Genomic DNA, 26,973 nt, shown 5'->3' on the forward strand with positions numbered 1-26,973 from the left:
CAGTGATTGCCTTATATGCGGTTTCTGTTCGTCAGACCGGGATTTTGCCGCCGACTTCCTTCAGATTCCACCTCACGGTGGACACCCTTGTCTTGAGCTAGCGATTCCTACTATCAAGGCTCGCGGAGGACTTACACCTCCTAGTTTATGAACATGCCAGGCGCACAACAAGGGGACTCCTAACGGAGTCCTATTGTGTTTTGTTATTACGTTCACGTTGTTCCGGCCATATCGTTTGTTCACATTTCCCGAGGTCGTCGCGGTCTGTATTACGAAAGCCCTAACGGAGTCCTATTGTGTTTTGTTATAAAACCATTTTTTGTTGGGCGACGGTGACCGGTTCTCGGTGTTTTCCCATCGCGACGAAAATAACCACTGCGATGATCAATCCCGAAAAGAACAATAGCGCCAGTAGTTGATTGTAATAGACGATTGCTATTAATGATACGATCGATAATATCAGTGCGATAGCAGGGAACCAGGGATAGAGCGGCGCTTTAAATGGACGTTCTAATGCGGGTTCTTTTTTTCGCAGAATGAACAGGCTGATCATACTGAGGATATACATCACAACTGCACCCATTACAGATAAGATCACCAGCTGATCTGTTTTACCAAGATAGAGGGCAATTACGCCGAGCAGTCCTCCCGCTATCAATGCAATGTAAGGTACCTGTCTTTTAGGACTGAGTGCCGCCAGTGCACCGGGCAGATAGCCGGCGCGAGCCAGCGCAAAAAGCTGACGGGAATAACTGATAATGATACCATTGAAAGATGCGATCAATCCGAAGAGACCAATGCCTGCAAAGACCTTTGTGATACCATTCTGTTTGCCCAATACGATGCCGATCGCTTCCGGTAAAGGATAATCGATGCCGGATAATGCTTTCCAGTCGGTAATCCCACCTGTTAATACCATTACGCCCACTGCCAGTAGTGCCAGTGTTAACATGGCAGAGATATATCCCTTGGGGATATTCCGGGAGGGGTCTTTTACTTCCTCCGCTACCATGGCAATTCCCTCAATACAGACATACAGCCAGATCGCAAAAGGAAGGGCTGCAAATACGCCGAGCCATCCGGCAGGCATGGCATTGTGCATGAAGTTGGAAGCTTTGAAAGAAGGCCCTACAATGCCCATATATATTAGCAGTTCTACTACTGCCAGTAAGGTGATGATGAGTGAGAAAAGGGCTGATTCTTTAATCCCCAGCAGGTTGATGACGGTTAGCAGTACATAAAAAGCGATACCACTTCCCAATATCGGTAGCGAAGGATGGAGGAAATGCAGGTAATTCCCCAAAGCGAAGGCAATGGCGGGCGTAGCCAGCAGGAATTCCACAGCAGTGGCATACCCGGCTACCAGTCCGCCAAAAGGGCCCATGGCCCTGTGTGTATACGTAAACGGACCTCCTGCCTGTGGTATGGAGGTAGTCAGTTCTGTAAAGCTGAAAATGAAGGTGATGTACAGAAGCGTGATGACGAGTGTGGCCACGAGAAAGCCGATGGTACCAGCTACCCCCCAGCCGTAGTTCCAGCCGAAATATTCACCTGAGATGACTAATCCGACGCCGATGGCCCAAAGGTGTATGGGCCTGATCACTTTCTTTAAAACTGTTTCCTGAGCAGACATATATATACGGGATTGCTGGTAATGCCTGAATCATTACCATTGGTTGATTAAAGTATATTCCCGTTTCCCTCCGTGAAATGTTGTCAAGATACACAAAAAGATCACATCTCAAGCGCCAGCGAAGTATTCGCATTACGGCTGCCTGCAAATTTGAGCCTGTATTCTGTAGGTGTCAGCCCTACCTCCTTTCTGAATACTTTGCGGAAGGCTTTGATGTCGTTGTAACCACAGTCGAGCATTACCGTCAGGATGCTGTTACTGGTCTGTTCCAGCATCTTTTTGGCTGCCTCTATACGGGTCTTCTGCAGGTATTCTATGGGGGTGATACCTGTAGCCAGTTTAAAACGGCGTACGAAGTTGCGGCGACTGGCGGGAATATTCTCCATGAATGATTCCACGTTGCGCGCTTCCTGGAAGCAGGACTCCATGCGTTGCTGTACTTCGGAGATCAGCGGGTCTGCATGTTTCTTTTCCGGCAGGAACATACCGAAGTAGGATTGTGTTTCACGGTCCATATCGATAGCGAATAGTTTTGCGGCCTTTACGGACATGTCCTGTCCGCAGTATTTTTCTACCAGGTACAGCAGCAGGTGGAAGGTGCTGGTAGCGCCTCCGCTTGTATAGACACCCGCTGAAGAGGTCAGCACTTTGTCTGGTTGCAGCAGTACATCGGGGAAATGACCTGCAAATGCGCGGCAGGCATTCATATGCGTAGTAGCGGGCTTACCATCCAGCAGTCCTGTAGCTGCCAGCAGGAAAGCGCCGGTACAGAAACTCGCTATTTCGGTCCCTCCGTGGTGTTGTTGCCGTAGCCAGGGAATAAAGGTGCTGTTAGCGGCAATAGCCATATCCACATCTCCTGCAATAAAAGCAGGGATCAGCACTAAATCCGGTTTGGCAGCTTCCTTTAATGCTACCGTAGTATGACGGCCGTAATGGGGGAACATGTCCACTTCCTTCTGATCAGGCAGCACCAGCTGTATATTGAAGATAGGGGCCTGCTGGCTGGTAATATACATACTGTTTACTGATTCGAATACATCCAAAATGGCGGCCGTGCTTATCAGCCGATGGTTGTAGGTGAGCAACAGTGCCAGGTTCATCATGATTTCAGGTTTTTAAACAAAGTACCGGTCAAGTTACGACATTCGGCTCAAATACAGCCTACCGGCTTCTTCTTCAGTTATGCTAGAAAAGAATACAACTGTGTATCTTCGGGACCAATCCCACTTAAGCTATAAATTTCCGTTATTAATTCTTTATCATTCATTTAGACCGGCATTCCTTTTATAGCAATACCGGTATGTCTACCCTTCCAAAAAATTCTCCGCAATAATGCTTTAAAAGAGTCAGAAATATTATAATTTAACGAGATAATATTAAGTGCATTTTCCACGTTTAGAGTTCCACTGGAACCATATTCCCTCATACCTAATAACATAAATAGCCATATACGTCTATCAGACTACAATACATTCCGCTATAGCCTGATAAAAATCCCTCTTAACATGAAGAAGACCATAAATTCCCTCCTCCTTTGCATGACCACGTTTGCCATGGCAACTTTGTTGCTGATGTGCAAAAAACAAGACGCAAACAGTATGAAGCCGTTATCAGACAAAAGTCTGGTGGCCGCTGCTGCTGCGCCACAGATCGTTACTTTCGTACATCCTGGTGTGCTGAACACACAGGCAAGCCTGGACCTTGTTGGTTCCCAGGTAAACGGTGGTGAAGCAGTGCGTTCTGCTGCCTACCAGAAAGTACTGGATTATGTCAATAACAATGCGCTTCCAACAAAATTCTGGGAAACAGTAACTGTAGGCTCCAACGGAGCCACTACAGAATCAAAAAGCCAGATCAGGAAGGACGCTATACTGGCGTATGCACTGGCGCTGCGCTGGGCAAAAACCGGTACTGCTACCTACGCACAACAGTGTATCGCTATCCTGAACGGCTGGTCCTACACGTTTAAACAGTACGCTGTACTGTCCGGTTCTAACCAGTACCAGCCATCGCTGGAGGCTTCCTGGACCACTCCCAGCTTCGTTGCCGCTGCTGAGATCATCCGTTATTACAAGGCCTTCGGACAATCAGCCGGCTGGTCTGACGCTGATATCAACCAGTTCAACAACTACCTGAACCTGGTGAAGAACAACTACATCAACAATACGCCGGCGTACAACAACAACTGGAATGCTTCTGCCGGTTATGCTAAAATGGCCATCGGTATTTTCCTGAACAGCACTACTGTGTACCAGAATGGTTATAATATCATTACACAGCATCTGCCGATCATTATCAAATCTGACGGCACCATTCCGGAGTATTGCGACAGGAACGACTGCGTACATTACCAGTATTCACTGACTGCATTTGCATATGCGGCCGAGCTGGCAAATATACAGGGCGATAATTCCCTGTGGACATTCAACTCCAACCTGCTGAGCAAAGGCTATGATTATATGAGAAAAGCCTACGCCAGGACCACTTCCTGTACTACCTGTTCTACTTCCAGCCCTGTATTCCCGGGTACCGAAGTGGCTTACAATTATTACAAAACAGCTAATCTGCAGTACCTGCGGGAACTGCAGGATCCGCTGTATGTGCCTAATGACAGAACATTCTTAGGCTTCACTTCATATACACACTTTAACGTACCTGGCCTGTAATAAGCCGTAAACAGACGTCACGGCTATAGCGGATAAAAGACCGTCCCGGATATTCCAGGGCGGTCTTTTTTTTAAAAAAAGACACCCTAGCTATTGTAACGTACGTTTTTAATGCATACCTTTGATTCATGAGCTTATTTAAGAAAGATACATCCCCTGAGATGGTGCCGACGAAAACTGAAATGGACGTGCTGCAGATACTCTGGCAGTACGGTCCTTCTACTGTACGCTTTGTGCATGATAAACTAAATGAGCAGAAAGAAGCGGTGATCTATACCAGCACGCTGAAACTGATGCAGGTAATGAAGGAAAAAGGGATGCTGGACCGTGATGAAAGTAGCATGAAACACGTTTATAGCGCAGCTGTGGAGGAGAGAAAGGTGAAGGGTACGTTGCTGAGCCGTTTTATGGACGCTATGTATAATGGCTCTCCGAGTGACCTGATGGTGGCATTGCTGGGCAACGACAAGACCTCGCCGGAAGAGTTAAAGAAGATCAAGGAGTTATTGAAAAATATGGATGGTAAATAACCAAATTCTACACCCATGTACCCGGACCTCAACTTATATTCAGGCGGCGAACGGTTTCTGCAGGCATTTAGCTGGATGCTCGTCCATTCCCTCTGGCAGGGATTGCTGCTGGCCGTTATAACGGCGATGTTGCTGCAATTCACCAAAAGAGCGTCTGCACGATGGCGGTACAATATTATATTTATTCAGTTTGTATTGTTTATACTGGCCTGTATATGGACCTTCTTCCGTGGCATGAACGGGCCTTCAGAAAGTATTGTACCACTAGCTGGCACCATCGGACAGAATGCGTCACAATTGCTGCAACTCAACGCGATTAACATACAGCAGTTTGCCGACGCAGGTGCGGCTTATATTTCCACCCATGCCTCATTGCTGGTACTCATATGGGCTATCTTTTTCACTTTTCGTTCCTTCAGGATGGTGCAGGGACTGATCTATCTGCAAAAGACAAAACAGCAATACACGCCTGTTACGGCCGACTGGCAGGAACGGCTTGCCCTGCTTTGCAACAAACTACATATCAGTAAACACATCCGGTTATTGGAATCTGCCCGTGTAAAAGTGCCTATGATAATAGGACATCTGAAACCGGTGATACTGATGCCTGCAGGGTTGTTAACCGGTTTACCGGTTGAACAGTTAGAAGCGGTATTACTACATGAACTGGCCCATATACGCCGGCATGATTATATCGTGAACCTGTTGCAAACCCTTTGTGAAACTGTTTACTTCTTTAATCCCGGTCTCTTATGGATCTCCGGATTACTGCGGGATGAAAGAGAACATTGTTGCGATGATATTGCCCTCGGACAAACCGGTAACAAAAAAGAGTTTATACAGGCACTGATCAGTTTCAAGGAACACGCCATGTACAGCCATACCATTGCTGTTGCATTTCCCGGCAAGAAGAACCAGTTGTTACAAAGGGTCAGCCGTATTATCAATAACAAAAATCAACCGCTGGGAACAGCAGAAAAGGTATTCTTCATGGCGGGTGTACTACTACTGACGGCCATCTTATCCACAGCTGCTATCACGCAATTGCGGAGTATGGAACGTACTGTTTCCAGCAAACAACATAACACTGCCAGGAATTATGTGCCACCTAAGCAGCCACAGTTGCCCGTGATTGTCTTGAAGGATAGCACTGCACCATCTGTCGCTCCTTCCCGGCAGAAGGAACAGATAAATGATGTAAAGCCTGCTCCACCCGTCATTATACACCAGGTAACGATAACAAAAGATCCTGTGGATGAGCATTACGAGGAAAAGTTACTGGCTGATGATATGCAGACCTCTCAGCTCCGCCTTATTGCCGATGGCAAAGAGGTAACACTGACAGCATCTGAAGTAACACTACAGAATCGTCAGAAGGGCGAAGCAAGACTGGCCCGCATACAGGCGGATAAAGACAAACAGCAGGCAGACAGGGACAGGGAACAGAGCAGCAGGGACCGCATACAGGCAGATAAAGATCGTGCACAGGCTGACAGAGATCGTCAGCAGGCGCAAAGAGACCGTGAACAGGCCATTCAGGATCACCTGCAGGCAGACAAGGACAGAGAGCAGGCAAGGCTGGACCGTTTACAGGCAGAAAAAGACAGGATGCAGGCAAACCTTGATCGCATACAGGCTGATAAAGACCGGGCCAGAGCAGAGGCGGAAAAAAGACTGCAAACACAATAATCCAATTATATAATAATTCATCGTTTTAAAAAGCCGTGCTGCTGCGCGGATGGCATTGTATTGCCACTACCATTCTAAAAACAATAATATGACCTAAGATTTTTTCGCAGTCCTTACTGCGACAGGACTTTTATTTCCCGCTCATTTCCGGGCATTATTTACAAACATGCATCATTTTTTAACAGCTACGGCTGTAACAGGATATTTATTGCCTGTACATACCAGACGCTATTTACAAACTTTTAAATTCATCAGAAAATGAGAACACATTATTTCAAAAGCAACATACTGCTTGCAATATTCCTGGTACTGGCAGTTTCCCTGAACGCACAGAAGACTACTTCCCAATATAGCAGCAGTCAGAAAAACGGGAAGGAACGTATTGTTACCGACCGCGATGATAAGACCTATCAATTAGAATTTACGGATGGTAAAATGACCTTTCTTTCAGTGGATGGTGTAAGTGTGCCGGAGGAGAAATGGGGCGATTATAAGACCATTATTGACGAGATCCGTGAACAGATGAAGAAAGATAAGGAACAGGCAAGACTGGACCGCATACAGGCGGATAAAGACAGAGAACAGGCTAAACTGGATCGTATACAGGCAGATCGCGACCGCCTGCAGGCGCAGAAAGACAGGGAACAGGCCCAACTGGATCGCATACGGGCAGATAAGGACAGAGGGCAGTCAGACCATGACCGTCTGCAGGCACAGAAGGATCGCACACAGGCTGAATTAGACCGGCAGCAATCTATCAAAGACAAGCAACAGGCGGATAGGGATCGTGAGCAGGCTGAGAGAGACAGAGAACAGGCTGTAAGAGATCGCGCACAAGCAGAGAAAGACAGGGAGCAAGCCGTGAGAGACCGCGCACAAGCGGAGAAAGACCGCGCACAGGCAGAAGCTGACAGGAAACTACTGGCCGACCTGACCGTCGATCTTGTGAACGATAAACTGATCACTGATGCCAGTGACCTGCGTATGCTGACAATGTCTCCCGTTGAAATGACAGTGAATGGTATTAAACAACCTGATGCTGTACACAAAAAGTACCAGGATAAATATAGCCGCTTTGCCAAAGGCAATTTCTCATACATGTCTGATGGCTCGGGCAAACGTATACAGATGCACAGAGACAACTAAAACAACCTGCTTATAAGATAGTTACTTTCTACTATGAGAAAAGCCGTCCCTGTTCTGGGACGGCCATCTTTTATCCTTTGCTGACAATGAAAAGCGGGTGTATCATTGCTGACACACCCGCTTTCATTGTAACATTATCCTGATTTATTTAATCTCCTTCAACATCTCTGTCACCGCTGCTTCCAGCTGATCATCCTTACCACTCAGCGCGTCTTCATAACGCAGCGGCACGCGGATATCCGGCTCCAGCTGCATGTTCTCCAGCGGGTGATCCCCTGTTCTTCCAAACGTTGCTACCATCGGAATACCAAAAACCAATGTAGGATCTATCTGCCGTTCCCACCAGACTGCCGTACCTGTTCCTGCTACCGGCATACCAATCAGTTTACCCAGGTTATCCTGTTTGTAGATGAAAGGGAAGATATGTGCGTCACTGTAGTTTCCCTCTCCTACCAGTACACAGCTAGGCCTTGCCCATCGGGTCTGTGGTTCCCATGCTTTTGTTCTGCGGCTCTGTGGTGCGAAGTTCATATATGCTTTTCCGCTGAGGAAGTTGTACAGGTCATCGTGCAGCCATCCACCGCCGTTGAAGCGGGTGTCTACGATCAGGGCCTGTTTCTCCCTGTTCTTACCCATTACTTCATCGTATACAGAACGGAAGCTGGCATCGTTCATGCCCTGTACATGCACATATCCTACTTTACCACCACTCAGTTTATCCACCATCTTCCGCATGCTGGTCACCCAACGTTTGTACATCAGGTTACCTTCTTCCTGACCGGAGATAGGTTTTACAGATTCATCCCAGCGTTTCTGTGTAGCCGGATCATAGATGCTTACCAGTATGTTATTACCTGTTTTACGGTTCAGCAGGATGGCCCAATCCTGTTGTGCCGTGATCTCTTCTCCGTTTATGCGCTCGATGATATTGCCTTTCTTCAGTTTGCTGAAGGCTTTGTCGAATGGTCCTCCTGCTATTACTTCGTCTATTTTCAGGCCATTGCCGGTGTATGTTTCATCATACAGTAAACCCAGTGCTGATGTATTATCACCATCGGCACGATTTGCGTAGAAGCGGCCACCGGTATGGGAAGCATTCAGCTCTCCCAGCAGTTCGCTGAGCAGCTCCTGGAAGTCGTAGTTGTTACTGATATGCGGCAGGAAACGTGCATAGTTCTTTGCATACATTTCCCAGTCTATCTGTTTTAATTCAGCCGGATTATAGAACTTGTCTTCCACCTGTTTCCAGGCATGTTCATAGATATAACTGCGCTCCGCTTCCTGGTCCAGCAGGAACTCTGTACTAATAGCAATAGGTGTGATCTTGCCGGAGGTGGCATCTACTTTCACCACGCTGCCACGGTTGCTGACAAACAGGGTGTTACCATCCTTGCTCAGTTCAATACTACCCGGACTACCGCCTAATTTGGCCAGTATCTTTGTTTCCCCTGTTCTCGGTTCTGTTACCCAGAGATCATAGCCTTTTTCAAAAGCGGCCATGTAATATACTTTGCTGGCATCGTTGTTCAGCACATAATCGCTGATAGAGGCGCTGTTGATGGTCATGCGGATGATCCTGCTATCCAGGTTGTCGAAGTCCGGATTAAAAGGCTTTTTAGGCGCAGTAACAGTATCTTTTTTCGTGGTAGCGGAATCCTTACCGGATTTCTTTGCGTTGTCTTCTTTCTCTTTCAGGAGATTGAATTCATCTTTGGATAATTTGAACCTGTCGAATGCTTCCTGGTCAAAGAACACACCGAAGATGTCCACTTCAGTGGCGCCTTGTCTTGCCAATCCACGACGACCATCACGGTCACTCAGCCAGGTCATTACCTTACCATCTGCCGCCCATTTGTTGTTATTTTCTCCGAAGCCACTCAGCACAGGATAGATGTTCTGTCCTTTGCCGTCAGCAGCAATGATAGCTGCATTACTTACATTGAAATAACCCTGGTGATCATCGGTCACGATCCACTTCCCGTCGGGGCTCCAGGCAAACTGCCAGTCGCCGTCAGAGTAGGACGAGTTATGACCTGCAGGCAATAGCGTACGGCTCTTTTTAGAGGCGATATTGTATACACGCAATACATTCCTGTCTTCCGTATAGGCAATCTCCTTACCGTCAGGAGAGAACAGGGGCTGGAATTCCTCTGCACCGGTAGCGATAAGCGGTTCTTCCTTCAGAATAGTAGATGCGAAGAAGTAGGGCTCTTCAGAACGGACGATCGAAGCCTGGTAGATATCCCAGTTGCCTTTCCTTTCAGCCGCATAAACGATATGTTTTCCATCAGGCGCCCAGGTTACAGATCTTTCCTGCTGGGGTGTGTTGGTGATACGTTTGGTCATATTACCTTCCACGCTGGTCACAAAGATCTCACCACGGGCTACGAAGGCCATTTCCTTCCCGTTAGGGCTCATGGCAAACTCCGTTACATTACCACTGATGGGCAATGGTTTAGCCACAGAAGAACGGCCGTCGTTAAAGATCTGGACAGGCACCTTCTTTGGCTGCTGACCTTCTTTTAATGTATAGATTTCCCCGTTCCAGGTAAAGCAAAGCAGGTTGTCATCAGATTTGGACAGATGACGTACCGGATGCTTTTCAAAGCGGGTAAGCTGCTGCATTTTATTCTTATCTGTTACAGAACCTTTGAAGAGGTTCTGAGAGATGCCTCCTTTTTCACTCAGGTAAAATACCTGCTCGTTATCTGCAAACAGGGGTTCACGGTCTTCACCTTCATAGCCGGATACCTGTTTGTAGGTTTTAGTGGCCAGGTCGTACACCCAGATGTCCCTCGTTACAGATGATGTATGGTGTTTACGCCAGGGATCTTCATATCCTTTGATGTCCTGGAAGATGATCTGGTTACCTTTCCCGTTGTAGTGGGCCGACTCGGCGCCAGCTGCACTCACGAGGAGAGAGCGGCCACCGGTGACGGACACGGTATACAGGTTGTCAAACAGGCCGGAGCTGAAACGCACGCTGTTGGCCGGTGCATTGCGGGCACTGCCGAAGAGCACCTGTTTATTATCAGGCGTAAAATCGTACGGCACATCGGCGGCACTGTTGTAAGTCAGACGGGCAGGTGTACCTCCCGTGGCCGGCATTACAAATACGTCGAAATTGCCGTAGCGATCGCTGGCAAAAGCGATGGATTTACCGTCATGGCTCCATACGGGCATCATATCATGGGCTTCATGAATAGTGATGGGAATGGCCACACCACCATTGACATCCACCCGGTAGATGTCTCCTTTGTAACCAAAAGCGATGGTCTTGCCATCAGGGGAAATAGCGGGGTATCTGAGCCATAAGGCGTTTTCCTGTGCATAGCCTGTTGTAGCAGCATAGCACATTGTAAGAACGAGTAATAGTTTTCTCATAAATAAAGGCTGCTGTTAGATTCACCATCCAAGATAGTAAATGCAACAACGTCTTTATTCCGGAAATGATAAGTGGCGTTCTTTCCTGATGGCGATTCCCTGCTGTCAGCTATTCCGCAGTTTGCTATGCTTGCGGCCATACCCGAAGTAGATAGCAAAACCGATCAGCAGCCATACAATCAATCTTATCCAGGTATCCAGTGGTAAAGAGAACATCATCAGCAGGCAGGTGAGGATACCGAGTATCGGTACTACCGGCACAAAGGGTGTTTTGAAGGACCTTGGGATATCCGGCTGTTTGACACGCAGGATGATGACACCCAGGCAGACCATTACAAAGGCCAGCAGGGTACCAATGCTGGTCATCTCGCCCACTACATGAATGGGTACGAGTCCGGCGAAAAGACTGATGAAGATACAGAGAACGATATTTGACTTATAAGGAGTGGCAAAGCGGGGATGCAGTGTGGCGAATACGGATGGCAGTAAACCGTCTTTACTCATGGAATAGAATACCCTTGACTGACCCAGTAGGTCTACCAGGATCACGGAAGTATATCCTATCAGGATAGCGGCTATTACCGCCAGGAACAACCACTCATATGGCGTATGTGCAATGGCTACGGCCACGGGCGCAGCATTGTCTTTGAACTCGGTATAGTGTGCCAGTCCGGTCATCACATAACCAAAGAGAACGAATAGAATGGTACAGATGATCAGGGAACCCAGGATGCCTATGGGCATATTCTTTTTGGGATTCTTCGTTTCCTGTGCCATGGTGGCCACGATATCAAAACCAATGAATACAAAGAATACGACACCGGCTCCCCGCAGAATGCCACTCACACCGAAATGCCCGAATTCGCCTGTATTCTGCGGAATAAAGGGCTTATAGTTCTCCGGATTGATATAGTGCCAGCCAAGGGCGATAAAGACCAATACAACGCCTATTTTCAAAGCTACCACGATAGCATTGAACAATGCAGAACCCTTGGTACCGAAGATGATAATGGAAGTAATAAAAACGATGATCAATACAGCAGGCAGGTTGATATAACCATGTATCAGTGTACCATCCGCCAGTTTAACCAGCTCAAACGGAGAGGTGACCAGTTGGGCCGGCAAGTGGATATTAAACCTATCCAGAAAGGTAATAAGGTATTTAGACCAGCTGATACCCACGGTGGCGGCGCCTACGGAGTATTCCAGCACCAGGTCCCAGCCGATGATCCAGGCAAATAGTTCACCCAGGGTGGCATAGGCATACGTATAAGCACTACCGGCAACAGGCACCATAGAGGCCATTTCTGCGTAACACAGCGCACTAAAGGCGCAACCAACAGCTGCAAGAATGAAGGACAATATAACGGCAGGACCGGTATTATTGGCAGCAGCAATGCCTGTCAGGGAGAAAAGACCGGCGCCTATGATCACGCCAATGCCTATAGCAATGAGATTGATACCCCCGAGATTACGTCTTAGTGTGTTGGCCCCACTCTGAGCAGCTTCCTGCTGGAGACTTTCAATTGATTTTTTTATCACAGGTAAAGTTGGTTTGGGGGCAAAGGTACACCTCTTCCTATTACCCTACAAAATTAATAGGTTTTCCGTTTTCCCAGGGACGTAATGAACTATTTTAATTCTGTTAACATCTCATTAACGAGATCATTCATCCTCTTTTATAACTTAGACAATATATTTCATAGGTATAGGGATATCAGACAGCTGCTCTTTATAGGGCGGCTTATTTTTTAAATCTCTTTTTAGCGTGGATTTATCACGTTTTGATGGTGGGAAAACGACTATGCCAGTTCCCGATATACCGATAGAAGGCCCACGGGGCCTACATTAGCAAAATTACCAGTAACAATGATGATATAAATGTGTCTTTGCGGCGCGCAGGAGGAAATGATCAACGCATTTTCATTTTCCGGGAAGCAGGAAAATGGTGTGTGATGATGTGAAGGGAACTGCATCCGTTAAAGGTGCAATTTTGCAATGCGTAATATGCGGAGAAGTACATGGGGCTATAACGGAAGTTTTCTCTCCTGCCCACATATGAACAGCCCTTGTTCCAAAAACGAACACTTTATTAATTATCATCAATCATAAATTACAACTAATTAATATAATACAATACTGGCACTCCCTTAGTAGCTTGTTCTGCAAAATTGCGTTCATGCTTCAGCATTACTTAAAGATCACTTCCAGAAGTTTTGTAAAGAACAGGCTTGCCGCGTTGATCAACATTTGTGGGCTGGCAATAGGTTTGACTGCAGGGATGCTGATCATACTTCTCATCAAAAGTGAATTTGAACAGGACCGGTTCCACAAGAACATCGATCATATTTATATGCTGCTCGCAAACTCCAGGCAGGAAGGCAATATCAGGACAGGTAGCTCAACGCCCGCGCTATTGACAGGAGCTATGCGCAACAGCATACCGGAAGTAAATTACGCAGCTCACTGCAGCTCCAACTCGCAACAGTTACTGACCTATGGTGGAAAGAGTATTTATGAGGATGGCATATATGCGGAACCTGATCTGCTGAACATTATGCACTTCCCCGCAGTACAGGGCAATCCCATTACCACTCTGGGAGATGTCGGATCTATTGTACTTACTGTATCGACTGCAAAAAAACTCTTTGGCGACGAAGATCCGATCGGCAAGATCATCCGGCACAACAACCAGCACGATCTGAAAGTCGGCGCCATTATGCAGGATCTGCCGTCAAACAGCTCTGTGAACTTCCACGTGGCACTGCCTTTCCGGATCTGGGAACAGGAGAATGCAGGAACGTTCAGAAATTGGGACGCCTATGTGCTGGCAACTTATGTAGAACTGAAACCGGGCGCAAATCTCACAGCCGTCAATAAGAAGATAAATGCATTATTTCCTACTCCTCCAACCGATATCAATACCGGAATATTTGTCTATCCTTTTAAAGACAGATACCTCTATAGCAGCTTCAAAAATGGCAAGCCAAACGGCGGAAGGATAGAGCTCGTATTGCTGTTCGCAGTCATCGGCGTATGCATATTGCTGGTTGCCTGTATCAATTTTATGAACCTGTCCACCGCCCGTTCTGCTATGCGATCACGTGAGGTAGGTGTCAGGAAAACGCTGGGCGCCACGAAAAAACAGGTGATTGTTCAGTTCCTGGGCGAAGCTTTGATGATGACCACTCTCGCACTGCTCATCGCCGTTATACTGGCCGTGCTATTATTGCCAAGCGTCAATTATTTTACAGGAAAGAATGTCACTATCAGTTTATCCGACTGGAAACTCTGGCTATTGGTAACAGGTATGACCATACTTACGGGGTTGATCGCCGGCAGCTATCCTGCCTTTTTCATGAGCGCCTTTCAGCCGGTACGTGTGTTGAAGGGAGTGATCACTAACAAAAAAAGCAGCAGCTTGCTACGTAAAGGGCTTGTTACTTTTCAGTTCATTATTTCCATTTTCCTGATCATCACTACCATCGTTATATACAGGCAACAATCATATATACAGCAGCTCCCTATCGGCTATGAACAAAGCAATCTCATAGATATTCCTGCCAGAGGTGATATGAGCACAAAGCTCGGGGTCATGAAAAATGATCTGTTACAATTGCCTGGCGTCATGGCAGTATCTGCCGGCGCTGATGACCTGGTAAGGTTTGGCGGTGCTACGGATGGCATCAGCTGGCCCGGAAAAACAGCCGATCAGAATTTCTATATCAATGTTTCTGATGTAGCATATGACTGGGTGAAAACCGCAGGATTACAGCTGCTTGAAGGAAGGGATTTTAACCCGGCTTTTGGCGCGGACTCCACTGGTTGTATACTCAATGCAGCTGCCGTAAAGAAAATGGGGCTTAAAGACCCCGTAGTGGGCACTAAACTGGGTAACAACACCATTGTGGGTGTGGTAGCAGATTTTTCCTTCAATGATGCCTTTAACGCGCCCGGGCCTTTAATCGTCTATTTGAATCACGGACCTTTGAGCCATTTGTTTGTCCGCCTCCGGAATGATGCCGACTGGCAGAAAAGGCTGACACAGATAGAGCAGATTGTCAAAAAGCGCAACCCGGATTACCCCTTTGAGTTCCACTTTACAAAAGATGTCTACCAGCGGCAATTCAAGGGTATCCGCTCCACCGGTCAGATGGTGAGCCTTACCGGTATACTCGCCATTTTCATATCGTGTATGGGGCTGTTTGGGCTCTCTGCTTTCCTGGCAGAACGACGGAACAAGGAGATAGGTATCCGCAAGGTATTCGGCGCCAATGTCACAAAGATCTGGCTGATGCTGTCGCAGGACTTCCTGAAACCTGTATTGATTGCCTTCCTGATAGCAGCCCCGCTGGCTGGCTTCGCGATGCATTTACTGCTTTCCTCCTTCGATCATCATATCAGCCTTTCCTGGTGGATCTTTGTACTGGCAGGCATACTGGTCTTACTGGTGGCGCTTTTTACCGTCAGCTACCAGGGCATAAAGGCCGCGTTGACCAATCCTGTAGAGAGCTTGCGGGCGGAATAACGTTTTTCTCTACCTTAGATACATGATACAGGAAGAAACCCCTCTTACCAATGAAGACATCCGGCTCCTCAAAACCGCCGGAAGGATTACGGGAATACGGTGGTTACTGCTATTATTGTTCACCGCCATTACACTGGTCCTCGCTGCCCTCTTGCTCATGGCCGCCTGTGGCCGGCAGGCAACACTTTATATTCCTGTTTCCGCTGCCTGGGGAATAGTGATGGGCATCTGCTTCTTTATGTGGCGCAGTGCCCTGAAACAGCGTCATTTGATCAGGGCCGGCCTGCATACCGGAAAAAAACGCATACTACGCCTACGGATAAGATTACTCCATGTCACTCCCAGGGGGGAACTACAGTATATCAGCGCTACTAATGACATCGTTGATGTGAAACCTGCCCTGCCAGATAAAAGCTTCTTTTACGAACAACAAAACACGTATCATCCGGCGATTGTCAAAAGCATCAATGGTCAGCCCGGGCAAGAGGTGGTGCTGCACGTCAGCACATCAGGCAATATCCTGCTGAAAGCAGAATACCCCCATACCCCTTTCAGGGAAAGTACCGCCCGGATCTCCAACGATGACCAATTGCTGATGAAAGAGAAACAGTCCACACTCGTGAAACTGTTTCTGACCAGCTGTACCGGCCTGGCCCTGATATTATTGCTGGGGGGTATTGCCAGGGGATATTATTCCAACCTGTACATCGTCATCGGCGTTATATACCTCGTCTTCTTTTTACTGGCCACTCCCGCTTATTACGTCTATAACAGCTACAGCCAGGCGGAGAGCAAAGTTGTGATCCGCGGTAAGGTCACCGAGATCATCTCCACCATGCGGCCTAACCGGGGTACCGGCGACGTCTATTACAGGGTCGGTGACAAGCTATACCTCGTCCGGCCTATTGAGAACCTGGGTACCAGCGTTCAGGCCGGCAATGAGGTAGAATTACATTTTATACGCAAAAGGAACGGACAGCCCGGCAGGATGTTGTATGACATAAAATGCTAGCCACTAATAAAAAGTTAGTACCTTTAGCTGACTTAAACGTGAAATATGGCTGAAACAGATGTTCAGGAGATACAGCAAACAGCGGAATGCGCTGCAAAGTCAACACCGGTGGGCAGGGCCGTGATGGGCAGGTCGGAATGCTCAGCAGCCTTAACAGCAGTAGGTGATGCCCTGTATGTAATAGGCGGGAAATGGAAGTTAAGGATCATCATCGCCCTCACCGAAGGATTTACCAGGTTCAATGAACTGCAACGCCGGGTAGATGGCATTTCCGCCCGGGTACTGTCCAACGAACTGAAAGACCTTGAACTGAATGGTTTTCTCGTCCGTACGGTACAGGCAGGATCTCCTGTGGCAGTGGAATATATACTAACAGATTATGCCGATACCCTGAAAGATGTACTGCAATCATTACGTGAATGGGGTACTATGCACAGGACCAACATCAAAAACCGTATGAGAGCCGCTTCACAGGCAACATCCTAAACACCATCGCATCATGTTGTTAACCGACGGAAAATTCTATGGCAATACTGTTCGCCGGCTTGAGTTGGAACATTTCAATCTCACCCTGACCGTATATGCCCCCGATGCGGCCATCCCAAGACATCATCACGAAAATCCTTATCTCAGCCTGCTGCTGGAAGGTAACTATATCGAAAAAGACAGCAAAGAAGATACTATTATCGCCGGTGGGTACTCCATCTTCCGGCCAGACGATCATGAACATGCCAACATCTTTGATGAGCAGCCAGGAAAATGTTTCAATCTTGAGCTTAAGAATAACGTCAATGATCTATTCAACCGGCAACGGAAAGCACAGCATACAATGATCTTCAAACAGTCATTCCTCGATCTCTTCCTGCTGCATTACCGTTTCCTCAAAGGACATGCTGCTGATACGCTGGATATGCTGTCTTTTGAGATCGTTACCAATCTGTTTGAGCAGGATCCTCTTTCCAGGTATGGTCAGGCGACATGGATCAAAACAATTACAGACCGTATCAATGATATGCCCGACGATCCCCACCTGGTGGACGTACTCGCGGCGGAAGTGAATATTCACCCAATTTACCTGCTGCGGAAGTTCAAGGAAAAAACAGGCCTGCGCCTGTCAGAATATATTACCCGGGTAAGACTGGAAAAGGCCGCCAACAGCATTGTATCGGGTCAGGAGAAACTGACTGGCATCGGCTACAGCAGCGGATTTTACGATCAAAGTCATTTCAGTCGCAGCTTCAAAAATTACTTCGGTGCTTCCCCCCGCGATTTCAGCAAAACGCTGAAAGGTTAGTTCTGTACAATTTTGTCCTTTACGGGAGTGCTTACTTTGTCAGCAAGTAAGATTCCGTAACATATGAAACGTATCATCACATTATTTTTACTCCTTTACCTGATACCCTCCCCTTCCCGGGCACAACAAACCAATATGCTATGGGAGAAGGCCGCCCGCGCATTCTTCACCTTTGATATGAACGGTGCTGCCGCCATTCTCAGAGACATGCTACGTGACCCGCATACCAATGCGAGCGACAGCGCTAAAGTATACCGCACGCTGGCACTGCGCGACTGGCAATTCCAGCACAACTATGCGCTTGCCACCAAACGCCTTGACAGTGCACTGGCTATCCGGGCAAGCGGCAATGCTGCTCTTGTGGCGCTCAGCAACATCGCTGCGGAAGCGCAACGTTATGCTGTTTCGCTGGAAGCTGCAGAAAAGGCCTTACAGCTTGCCGCTACTCCGGCTGAACGTAGAGATGCTGCCATCGCCTATGCCAACACTGTTTACCTTTCTTCCAAAAGCAGTACACATCCCGATGTACACCAGTTAAACAAAGCAGGCCAGTTACTGATGGAAGTACTGCAACAGATGCCAGGGCATCCGCAGGCTGCAAAACTGCTGGTGGGAACAGGTATCCTTCAAAAGGATGGCCGCTTACTGCTGAATGGCTGGAACGCTTATTTTCATTTTGTAACGGCAGACAGTGCCTATGCCTATCTGAAGGAACCCGCAAAGGTATTAGCCTCAATATTGCCGTATTGGAAAGGCAATACGCTTTCTGCTACGGAGCGGAAACAGATAGCCCAGGCACTGGCAAGATCTGGCTTTTATGAGCATGCTGCATTACTGGCAATACCTTCACAGAAAGACATTCTCATTTATGCACGGTACCTGCAGGCATTAGGTACACTCACAGATAACTATTATCGTCAGATAGCTGTGCATACTGCCAAGGACAGTCTGTTTGAACAACAGGTGATGGCACTATCTGCGGGGGTGCTGAAAGACCTCCATCTATCCGCAGGAAAAGATTCCCTCACCTATGAAAAGTTCCTGGAAGTGATGCAACCACGATTCGGGACGATGGGGTTCCTGGGCGTTACATCCAGTTTCCATGCAAAAGAAGTATGCCTGGGACATATCGTCAATGTTACCCGTAAGGATGTATTGCAATACGGGTATAAGGCATCACTTACTTTTATTGAGATAGACCTGATGACCTCCAATGGATTCATCAGCTGGTTTTCCAACAAAAGATTCGGCAACGGCGGCTGGTCTGTGAATGATACGATTTACAGGGTCAGGGAAGCGTACATGACGGAACCTGTGGAGGCATGGACGCTCATTACCGACAGTACGGTGCGCAAAGAGCAGTTATCCGTTTTTGAAAAGGCCATTGCCAACACCACATCTGACACTGCCACACTGCTTAACGGTATCAATATACGCTTACGGATTAATGCGATGGACAGCGTGTATGCTACCTTATACAATCAGGGATTACGCGGCAGCGAGCTGCAGTTACAGTTCATGAATGCCCTCGAAAGAAAACAGGAAGATGCTTCTATTTTCGCACATGAGGGCCGGCATAGTATTGACCAGATCTATTTTGCGAAAGACTTTGAAAAAGCGCCCAGCAGCGAACGGGAATACCGCGCCAAACTATCTGAAATTGCCTGTGCAGATTTTCCGCAATACATATTCGGTAAGCTTGTTGCCACCGTTGGTCCTTCAGGCCACGGTATGGCCAACAGGATGATACTGGAGAATGCCCTGACCTGGATGGGGCAACATCAACCAGAGATCAGCGGATATGATACAACACTGCCTGCCATAAAACAACTGCATCTCCTTTCCGCCAGCCAGATACAAACATGTTTCCGGGATGTCGATCCTTTGAGTAAACAGTAGATCACTCTACTCTGCTCTCAAACTCTTCACCGGATCAGCTACAGCTGCTTTCACTGCGTGGAAACTTACTGTTGCCAATGCAATAGCAGACACCAGGAAGGCGGCTGTAGCAAACAGCCACCAGTTGAGCGTAATACGGTATGGATAGTTCTCCAGCCATTTGTTACCCGCATACCATGCCACCGGCATCGCCAATACCAGGGAGATAATGACGAGCTTCAAAAAATCCTTCGATAAAATAGTGACCACCGAGGCCACAGAAGCACCCAGTACCTTGCGGATACCGATCTCTTTTGTTCTTCTCTCCGCAGATAATACGGAAAGACCAAACAAACCGATACAGGACACGAAGATCGTCAGCAAGGCGCTCAACAGGATAATCTGCTTCCACCTCGCTTCTGCTTCATACCGCTGCCGGTTCTCAACATCTTTAAATGTATACTCGTAGGGACTCAGCGGAAAGACCTGCTTAAATATCTTTTCTATGTGTGTCAATGCAGCAGTCTCACTATTTGAATGTAATTTGATAAAAGTACTGCCGTATTGGTTAGCATGCTTCATCGTGAACAACTGCGGCCCTATCTTTTGCGCCATTCCGGCGTAGTGATAATCTTTGACCACTCCTATGACTGTATATTTCTCCTGATTGTACCAGAAATTCACCTCCTGCCCTATCGCATTCTTCCAGCCTGCCTCCTTTACAAAGGCCTCATTCACCATCACAGAATGTGTTGAGTCGGACGGAAATGCCTTTGAAAAATTACGGCCCTTAATGATAGGTACCTTCAACATAGGCAAATAGCTTTCATCGACTGTTTCATATACAAAGTCCATAGACGTTTCTCCGCTCACCTTTGCAGATGTAGTCCAGTCGCCACTACTCCTAAAAGAAACATCTGCTACTGCCGGACTTTTCATCAATTCAGCCCTGATATGTTCCGTTTGCTCGTAAGGTATCCTGCTATGGCGGACCGTTACAAGATGTGTATCATCATAGCCCAGTTTCTCATTTGTCAGGTAACTGAACTGACTATAGATAGTGATAGTACCAATGATTAAAAAGGAGGCCAGTGTGAATTGCAAAACGATCAATCCTTTCTGCAGATAGTTCTTTCCGGATAAAGTAAAGCGGTTATACAACACGTTCACCGGATTGTAACCTGATAATATCAGCGAAGGATAAAAGCCAGCCAGCAGACTAGTGGCCAGAAACAACAGGATGTATCCCATTACCAGTCTGCCATCAAATAAATATTGCAGTGCCAATGCCTTATTGGCCAGTTCATTGAAAACAGGTAATGACAACTTTACCATAATCAGCGCCAGCAGGAAAGCAGCAAAACTGAGGATAAAAGATTCTCCCATAAACTGCATCATCAGTTGTCTCCTGTCTCCACCCACTACTTTGCGGATGCCGATTTCTTTTGCACGTTTCAACAAACGCGCTATCGTCAGATTTACAAAATTGATACAGGCTATCAACAGCACAAATAATGCGATACCAGAAAGAATGTAAGAGTAAAGAGGATCACTCGCATTCGTCAATCCATTGTCTGCCCGGTAATCACGACTAAGATGCAGATCTGGCAGGGATTGCAGGTGATATTCAACCGTACCTAAAGGTCCATATTTTTCCGTTTGCCTTTTTAAGGCTTCAGCAGCATCCTTTGCATAAAATTGCCTGATCTTTTGCTCCACCTTTGCAGCATCTGTGCCGGGCTGCAATAAAATGAAAGTATTGAGAAAGAAGTTGAACCAGTTATCATCATTTGCCTCCTCAGCTGCAGAGGGTTTTATCGGCATTAAAACATTGAACTTCAAAGAGGAATTCTGCGGACTTCTTTTCGCTACCCCTGTTACTGTATAGGGCTTAAACGCCTCATCCCCACTTTTCATCATAATGGTTTTACCCAGCGCATCAGTAGTGCTGAATTGTCTCTTTGCCATGTCTTCACTGATCACAATCCCATCGGGAGATGTCAGTGCTGTTGCCGGATTACCACTTAGCAGGGGAAAGGAAAAAACGGAAAAGAAAGCGGAGTCCACACGATGTACACTTTCTGCCTTAATAGCTGTACCCGTTTTTACATCCTGCATATCACTCTGCACACGTACAAAGGTTTTGATACCAGGAATATTTGCGGCAAAGCGCGGCCCCTGCAAATAACCGGTGTATCCACCCTTACCATCCATCTTTCCGTCTTTATCAAAGGTCTTTATACCAATACGGTAAATGCTGCTCAGGTTTTCGTGAAACCTGTCATAACTCACCTCATCCTTCACATATAAAATGATCAGCATCCCGCAGGCCAAACCTATGCTTAATCCGAGCACATTGATAACAGAATAGACCTTATTACGTAAGAGGTTCCTGATAGCGGTCTTAAGGTAGTTTTTGATCATAGCGGATGGACTTATTGTGCTAGCGGTACAAAAATAATGACAGTTTCATTTACATATGATTATCAATCAGTTTCAGATAATCGGGCATAATGATATTGTCCGCTTTTGATACACGGGTTGTCCGTTTTCAATAAGGTCATAAATCCCCTCCGGGAGACCGTTAAGCGATCTGCTGCTGATCACAAAAAAAAAGATGGCGTCTTTCCTGTAAGAAAAACGCCATCTCTATCATCACAATCAGATCATCAGAAAATATATCTTGCGCCTACCTGCAACTGCCATCTCGATATCAGGTCAGGACTGGTGGTAAATGTTTGTTTCTGTGAAGGATCGAATTGATAAATAGCTTTACCAGTGCCATCTTTACCTGCAAAACCGACTGGCTGATAATAACCGGTGGTACTTGCATATTTACGCAATCCCCATTTGCTGCTGATCAGGTTACCGAGATTCACGACGTCGAGGCTTAACTGTATGGTGCTGGTCTTTTCTTTACCGCGGAAGTTAAAGTCCTGTAACACGCGCATATCTACCTGGCTAAACCAGGGCGTAGTACCAGCGTATTTCTGTGTAAACTGACCACGGTGTTTGCTCAGGTATTTATCCTGATTGATGAATGCTTCCAGTGCAGCACCCTGTGCGGCAGCATCCTGGTTATGACCTTCCGCATCCAGCAGCGGTGAGAAGTTCATGTTCCTGATCTCTCCTGCTGTAGGCACGTACATCAGGTCATTAGCGGCAGAACCATCGTTGTTTAAGTCTCCGCCGTATACATAAGAGAAACGGTTACCACTTGTCCAGTTGCTGAAGAATGATACAGTGGTGGCATACTTACCTTTACCATATTCAAACTTCTTGATACCGGCGAATGTGATACGGTGGGTATTACCATACAGTGAGTGAGAATTCACTGCCTTATTGGCGTTGCCGAGAACAGGGTTACGGTCAAATGCATCACCGGAGATCTCTGCGGAAATAGAGCTGGCGTCTTTTGCGATCAGGTAGTTATATCCCAGCATCAGGAAATATCCTTTACCAAAAGTCTGCTGTGCCTGGAAAGTACCGTTGAAAGAGTAACCTACTTTCACATTGGTGAATACATAGGTAGATGTATTTCCTTTGTCAGACGCCTGGTAGATGGCACGGTTGTCGCCGGTACCGGAATTCAGTACACCTGTAGGTGTAGCCAGACCATAGTCGCGCACCATCATAGCGTTGATATCTTTTGAATAGGCGATATCGCCACTCAGCACTGTACCGATAGGCAGTTTATAATCCAGTCCGATGTTGGAGCGCCAGATCTGTGGCCATTTGAAGTTATGCGCTGTTACGTTGTAATAACCGGTAAATGGATTACCGATGGCATTACCTAACCATACAAAAGGAAAGCGACCGGTGAACAGCCCCGTACCACCGCGCAATTGCAGGGTCTTATCACCTCTGATATCCCAGTTAAAACCTAAACGTGGAGACACCAGTACTTTACCGCTTGGCATGCGGGTGTTGTCTATCTGCTGACCAGGGCCATTTTTCACCGGGTTTCCGTTTTCATCGAACAGCTTCAGGTTGTCACTGTTAGGAACAGTAGGTGAACCGGTTACGAATGTACCGGCGAAAGTACCATCCTGATTAACGTTAGGACTGCTGTAACTGGCCTTGTCTGTAAAGTACAGGGCCTTGTCGAAACGTACGCCATAGGTTACCTTGAAATGATCAGTTACACTGAACTCGTCCTGCAGATAAGCGGAGATCTGGCCTACAGTGAGGTAGTACCATGTCCACTGATCGGCCGCAACACGGTTCTTCGCATACGTTACATTGGCGTCGTATGTTCCTGCAGCTACGTTAGCCAGGAAGGTACTGATATCCACACCGGAGAATACAGTAAATCCAAAACCTGTCAGGTTAAAGGAGTTACCGAACTTGAACTGTTCATAGGATGCTCCAATGGTAAGGGTATGTTTGGGGAGGATGATATTGAAGTTGTCGGTCAACTGCAATGCATCCTGGTTGAGGCGGTTATTAATGGAGAAAGGCTCGTATCCTGCTACTATGTAAGGCACATTGTATTTCGTGATATTCAGTACAGGGAACGGCGATGAGAAAGGATCGCGTTTATCCCTGAATGTGGTGAACACTGCACGGAACTTGTTGGAGTAGGTGTCGTTGAAGTTAGACTTCAGCTCTAGTCCGAAGGAGTGCAGTTTGTTGATCATCTTATACCCTGAGTTACGGAACTGCAGGGTGATGGCGTCCGGACCACGGCGGTTAATGGCGTTGGGGTGTGCGGTCTTTTCCTGCGAAGCATCCAACCCGTTGTAGGTGAATGACAGGTTATGTTTACTGTTGATCACCCAGTCTATTTTCGCCAGCCATTTATAGTTCCTACGTTGCAGGTCAAAGTCCTGGTAAGGGCCGGTTACATAACCATAACGCTGGGCCAGTGCTGCGCTGACCGTATTCAGGTCTGATTCCAGTACGCGGGAGGTGGTTACATCCCCTGCATTACTGTTGTTCCTGGCCACATAGGCGCTGGCGCCATCTTTGCGTTGTTCCGTTTCAAAGTTGACGAAATAATACAGTTTATTCTTTTTGACAGCGCCGCCTAATGAGAAACCTCCCTGGAAGTGATCGAGTGTAGGCACTTTTAGTTTATGCCCATCCACTTTATCGCCCGAGATAGCGTCGTTGCGGTAAAAGCCATATACGGTACCACCAAATTTATTGCTACCGCTTTTCGTAACGGTATTGATACCGGCGCCGGTAAATCCTGACTGCGTAACATCATAGGGCGCGATGTTGATCTGGATCTGATCTATCGCATCCAATGAGATAGGCTGTGCGTTTGTTTGTCCGCCGGGAGCCGGTGCATCCAGTCCGAAGGGATTATTGAACACCGCTCCATCCAGTGAGAAGTTATTATACTGCCCATTCCTTCCTGCAAAGGAGATACCGTTGTAGGTAGGTGAAGCAGACGGTGTGATACGCAGGTAATCGTCCGCAGAGCGGGAGATGGTCGGCAATTGCCGGATCTGCGTACTACTGATGTTGGTCGAAGCCCCCGTACGCTGGTCATTGAAAATGGTGGAGCGACCACTGATCACCACTTCATTGAGTTTACCGGCTTCTTCGACCAGGCGGAGGTCGAGGGCCGTGTTTTGTCCCAGGGTGAGATAGATACCGGTAGCCGTTTCCGTAGCATAACCGGTAAACGAAACAGTCACCGTATAGGGGCCACCTACACGAAGGTTGGGTACAACGAAACTACCATCCGATTTAGTGACCAGTCCTTTGTTGATACCGGCATCGGTGAAGGCGACTCTGACGGTAGCACCGGGCAGGGGTTCCCCCTTCTGGTTTTTAACGATACCACTTAATGTTGCGGTAGTTACCTGGGCTTGAACATTAACACTAATAAGTAGAAAACAGGCAATGAATAAGCTCCCTAAAAGCTTAGTTAGACTTGGTTGATGCATCTTGGTATAAATTGGGTAAGTAATTGCTACAATCCTTGAACATAAAAAAGCACACTTATCGTCCCCAACGCCACTATACAATTTACTCAAAAATCTGCGTATTTCCCGGGGTCATGCTGCAAAAATTTCACTTGGGAGGGTTTAAAAGTAACATATGTAAGTATATTTAAAGTGTAACGTGCAGTGGATTGGGAAGAAAGTGGGATGTGAGGGTTTGGGGAAGTGTTGCGCTATAGTGGAGGTTCGGTGGAGGTTATATCCTATAGGCTCTCTAGTCCTACATTACAGGCACTATTGTATAGCCGTGGCTATAGAAAGTGCCTGTAATGCTATAGTAATGGGCCTATAGGATATAGCCTCCACTGGAACTTGAGGCTATCCTGAGCGAAGGGGTATAAACAATATGAGTTGTAGCAGGGCCGGTTTGACAATGGGACTAAAATGGCATTTTCGGGCCCAATCGGGTCATGGGGCACATCAATATCGCTCACAAAGATTAACGGCCTGTATCGGGCTTAAAATGCTTATTTTTAACCATCCGGGGATTCACTCCCATCACTCTCCCTTTTAATACCGATTCAAACAGGAATTAACGATGTTTCACCTATGTTCATCTTACGTTAATCTTACGTTCCGGAACGTAAGATTAACGTAAGATGAACATAGGTGAAACATCGTTTGTACGGGATTACATCGACGATTCATCGGCTTAAGAACAGCCATACGCGCATATCGCGACTACCTCTGTTGGCGCCGGAAGAGGCTGTGTAAATATCAGCTGCATAGGTACCGCGTAAATAAACAGCCACTATTTAGATACGATACCCATCTATGGGTTATATTTTTTTATATAGTAGCTTGCTTAAACCGGCTTATGCCGTATTTTTGCCCTGTGAGAAAAGTATGCCTTTACATACTGATTATTTTTATCTGGGCCGAGAGTACCTCATTCGATCAGTTGCTGAAGCTGCCCGTGTTATTTGAACATTTCAAAGAACACCAGCTCAAGAACCGGAATGTGGACTTGCTGGAATTCCTGGCTATGCACTACTGGGGGCAGGATATGGACGACACAGATAATGACCGTGATATGCAGCTTCCCTTTAAGAAGGTGAATATCAATACGCACTATATACTTTTCGCACGTTTCACCCAGGCGCCCCGCATCATTGCTGCTGAACAAACTGTATCAAGGACTTTCACTATTTATAAGGACCAATATCATCCTGACCCGAATCTGACCTCCCCTTTCAGACCTCCCTGTGCGTGAGTTGCACCCACTTATTTATTGATCTGTGTTGACATGGCAA

General features: G+C 47.1%; 16 protein-coding genes. 10 read left to right on the forward strand and 6 right to left on the reverse strand.

The window, feature by feature from the left end:
- Window positions 1-304: 304 nt before the first annotated feature.
- Together eat and CLV42_RS33165 are read right to left on the reverse strand one after the other, a co-directional pair.
- Window positions 305-1,633, reverse strand: a complete 1,329-nt coding sequence (eat, locus tag CLV42_RS33160) for an ethanolamine permease (protein ID WP_106606250.1) — start codon at window positions 1,631-1,633, stop codon at window positions 305-307.
- A 101-nt stretch (window positions 1,634-1,734) separates the two neighbouring features.
- Complete coding sequence (locus CLV42_RS33165; protein WP_106606251.1) at window positions 1,735-2,739, reverse strand: GlxA family transcriptional regulator; 1,005 nt, start codon at window positions 2,737-2,739, stop codon at window positions 1,735-1,737.
- A 402-nt stretch (window positions 2,740-3,141) separates the two neighbouring features.
- On the opposite strand from CLV42_RS33165, the gene CLV42_RS33170 reads away from it, so the two are divergent.
- From CLV42_RS33170 to CLV42_RS33185, 4 genes are all read left to right on the forward strand, one after another.
- Window positions 3,142-4,302, forward strand: a complete 1,161-nt coding sequence (locus CLV42_RS33170) for an alginate lyase family protein (RefSeq protein ID WP_106606252.1) — start codon at window positions 3,142-3,144, stop codon at window positions 4,300-4,302.
- A 128-nt stretch (window positions 4,303-4,430) separates the two neighbouring features.
- Entirely contained in the window at window positions 4,431-4,832 is a 402-nt protein-coding gene (locus CLV42_RS33175) for a BlaI/MecI/CopY family transcriptional regulator (RefSeq protein ID WP_106606253.1), read from the forward strand.
- Between the two features lie 15 nt (window positions 4,833-4,847).
- A complete protein-coding gene (locus CLV42_RS33180; RefSeq protein WP_106606254.1) occupies window positions 4,848-6,521 on the forward strand; it encodes a M56 family metallopeptidase in 1,674 nt (557 codons plus the stop codon).
- A 258-nt stretch (window positions 6,522-6,779) separates the two neighbouring features.
- Window positions 6,780-7,667 (forward strand): cell envelope integrity protein TolA, encoded by an 888-nt coding sequence (locus tag CLV42_RS33185; RefSeq protein ID WP_106606255.1) that lies wholly within the window; start codon window positions 6,780-6,782, stop codon window positions 7,665-7,667.
- A 144-nt stretch (window positions 7,668-7,811) separates the two neighbouring features.
- Here the strand turns inward: CLV42_RS33185 and CLV42_RS33190 are convergent, their stop codons facing one another.
- Window positions 7,812-11,051: a S41 family peptidase gene (locus CLV42_RS33190; RefSeq protein WP_106606256.1), complete on the reverse strand. Its 3,240-nt coding sequence runs from the start codon at window positions 11,049-11,051 to the stop codon at window positions 7,812-7,814.
- 105 nt (window positions 11,052-11,156) lie between these two features.
- Window positions 11,157-12,593, reverse strand: coding sequence for an amino acid permease (locus tag CLV42_RS33195; RefSeq protein WP_106606257.1), 1,437 nt, complete (start codon window positions 12,591-12,593; stop codon window positions 11,157-11,159).
- 637 nt (window positions 12,594-13,230) lie between these two features.
- Between CLV42_RS33195 and CLV42_RS33200 the strand changes: the two genes are divergently transcribed.
- The 5 genes from CLV42_RS33200 (at window position 13,231) to CLV42_RS33220 (ending at window position 19,784) form a co-directional block, all read left to right on the forward strand.
- Window positions 13,231-15,579, forward strand: a complete 2,349-nt coding sequence (locus CLV42_RS33200; protein ID WP_106606258.1) for an ABC transporter permease — start codon at window positions 13,231-13,233, stop codon at window positions 15,577-15,579.
- Between the two features lie 22 nt (window positions 15,580-15,601).
- Complete coding sequence (locus tag CLV42_RS33205) at window positions 15,602-16,591, forward strand: hypothetical protein (RefSeq protein ID WP_106606259.1); 990 nt, start codon at window positions 15,602-15,604, stop codon at window positions 16,589-16,591.
- Window positions 16,592-16,636: 45 nt separating this feature from the next.
- Entirely contained in the window at window positions 16,637-17,077 is a 441-nt protein-coding gene (locus tag CLV42_RS33210; RefSeq protein ID WP_245901801.1) for a winged helix-turn-helix transcriptional regulator, read from the forward strand.
- Window positions 17,078-17,090: 13 nt separating this feature from the next.
- Window positions 17,091-17,885 (forward strand): helix-turn-helix transcriptional regulator, encoded by a 795-nt coding sequence (locus tag CLV42_RS33215; RefSeq protein ID WP_106606260.1) that lies wholly within the window; start codon window positions 17,091-17,093, stop codon window positions 17,883-17,885.
- A 63-nt stretch (window positions 17,886-17,948) separates the two neighbouring features.
- On the forward strand, window positions 17,949-19,784 hold the full coding sequence (locus CLV42_RS33220) for a tetratricopeptide repeat protein (protein WP_106606261.1): 1,836 nt from the start codon (window positions 17,949-17,951) through the stop codon (window positions 19,782-19,784).
- Window positions 19,785-19,790: 6 nt separating this feature from the next.
- Here CLV42_RS33220 and CLV42_RS33225 read toward each other — a convergent pair whose 3' ends face one another.
- The gene (locus CLV42_RS33225; RefSeq protein WP_106606262.1) at window positions 19,791-22,187 is read right to left on the reverse strand and encodes an ABC transporter permease; all 2,397 of its coding nucleotides are present in this window, start codon (window positions 22,185-22,187) and stop codon (window positions 19,791-19,793) included.
- Window positions 22,188-22,432: 245 nt separating this feature from the next.
- Entirely contained in the window at window positions 22,433-25,663 is a 3,231-nt protein-coding gene (locus CLV42_RS33230) for a TonB-dependent receptor (RefSeq protein ID WP_106606263.1), read from the reverse strand.
- A gap of 892 nt (window positions 25,664-26,555) precedes the next feature.
- On the opposite strand from CLV42_RS33230, the gene CLV42_RS33235 reads away from it, so the two are divergent.
- The gene (locus CLV42_RS33235; RefSeq protein ID WP_146154554.1) at window positions 26,556-26,933 is read left to right on the forward strand and encodes a hypothetical protein; all 378 of its coding nucleotides are present in this window, start codon (window positions 26,556-26,558) and stop codon (window positions 26,931-26,933) included.
- Window positions 26,934-26,973: the final 40 nt, after the last annotated feature.

This window comes from Chitinophaga ginsengisoli (assembly GCF_003014595.1).
Classification (GTDB): Bacteria; Bacteroidota; Bacteroidia; order Chitinophagales; family Chitinophagaceae; genus Chitinophaga; species Chitinophaga ginsengisoli.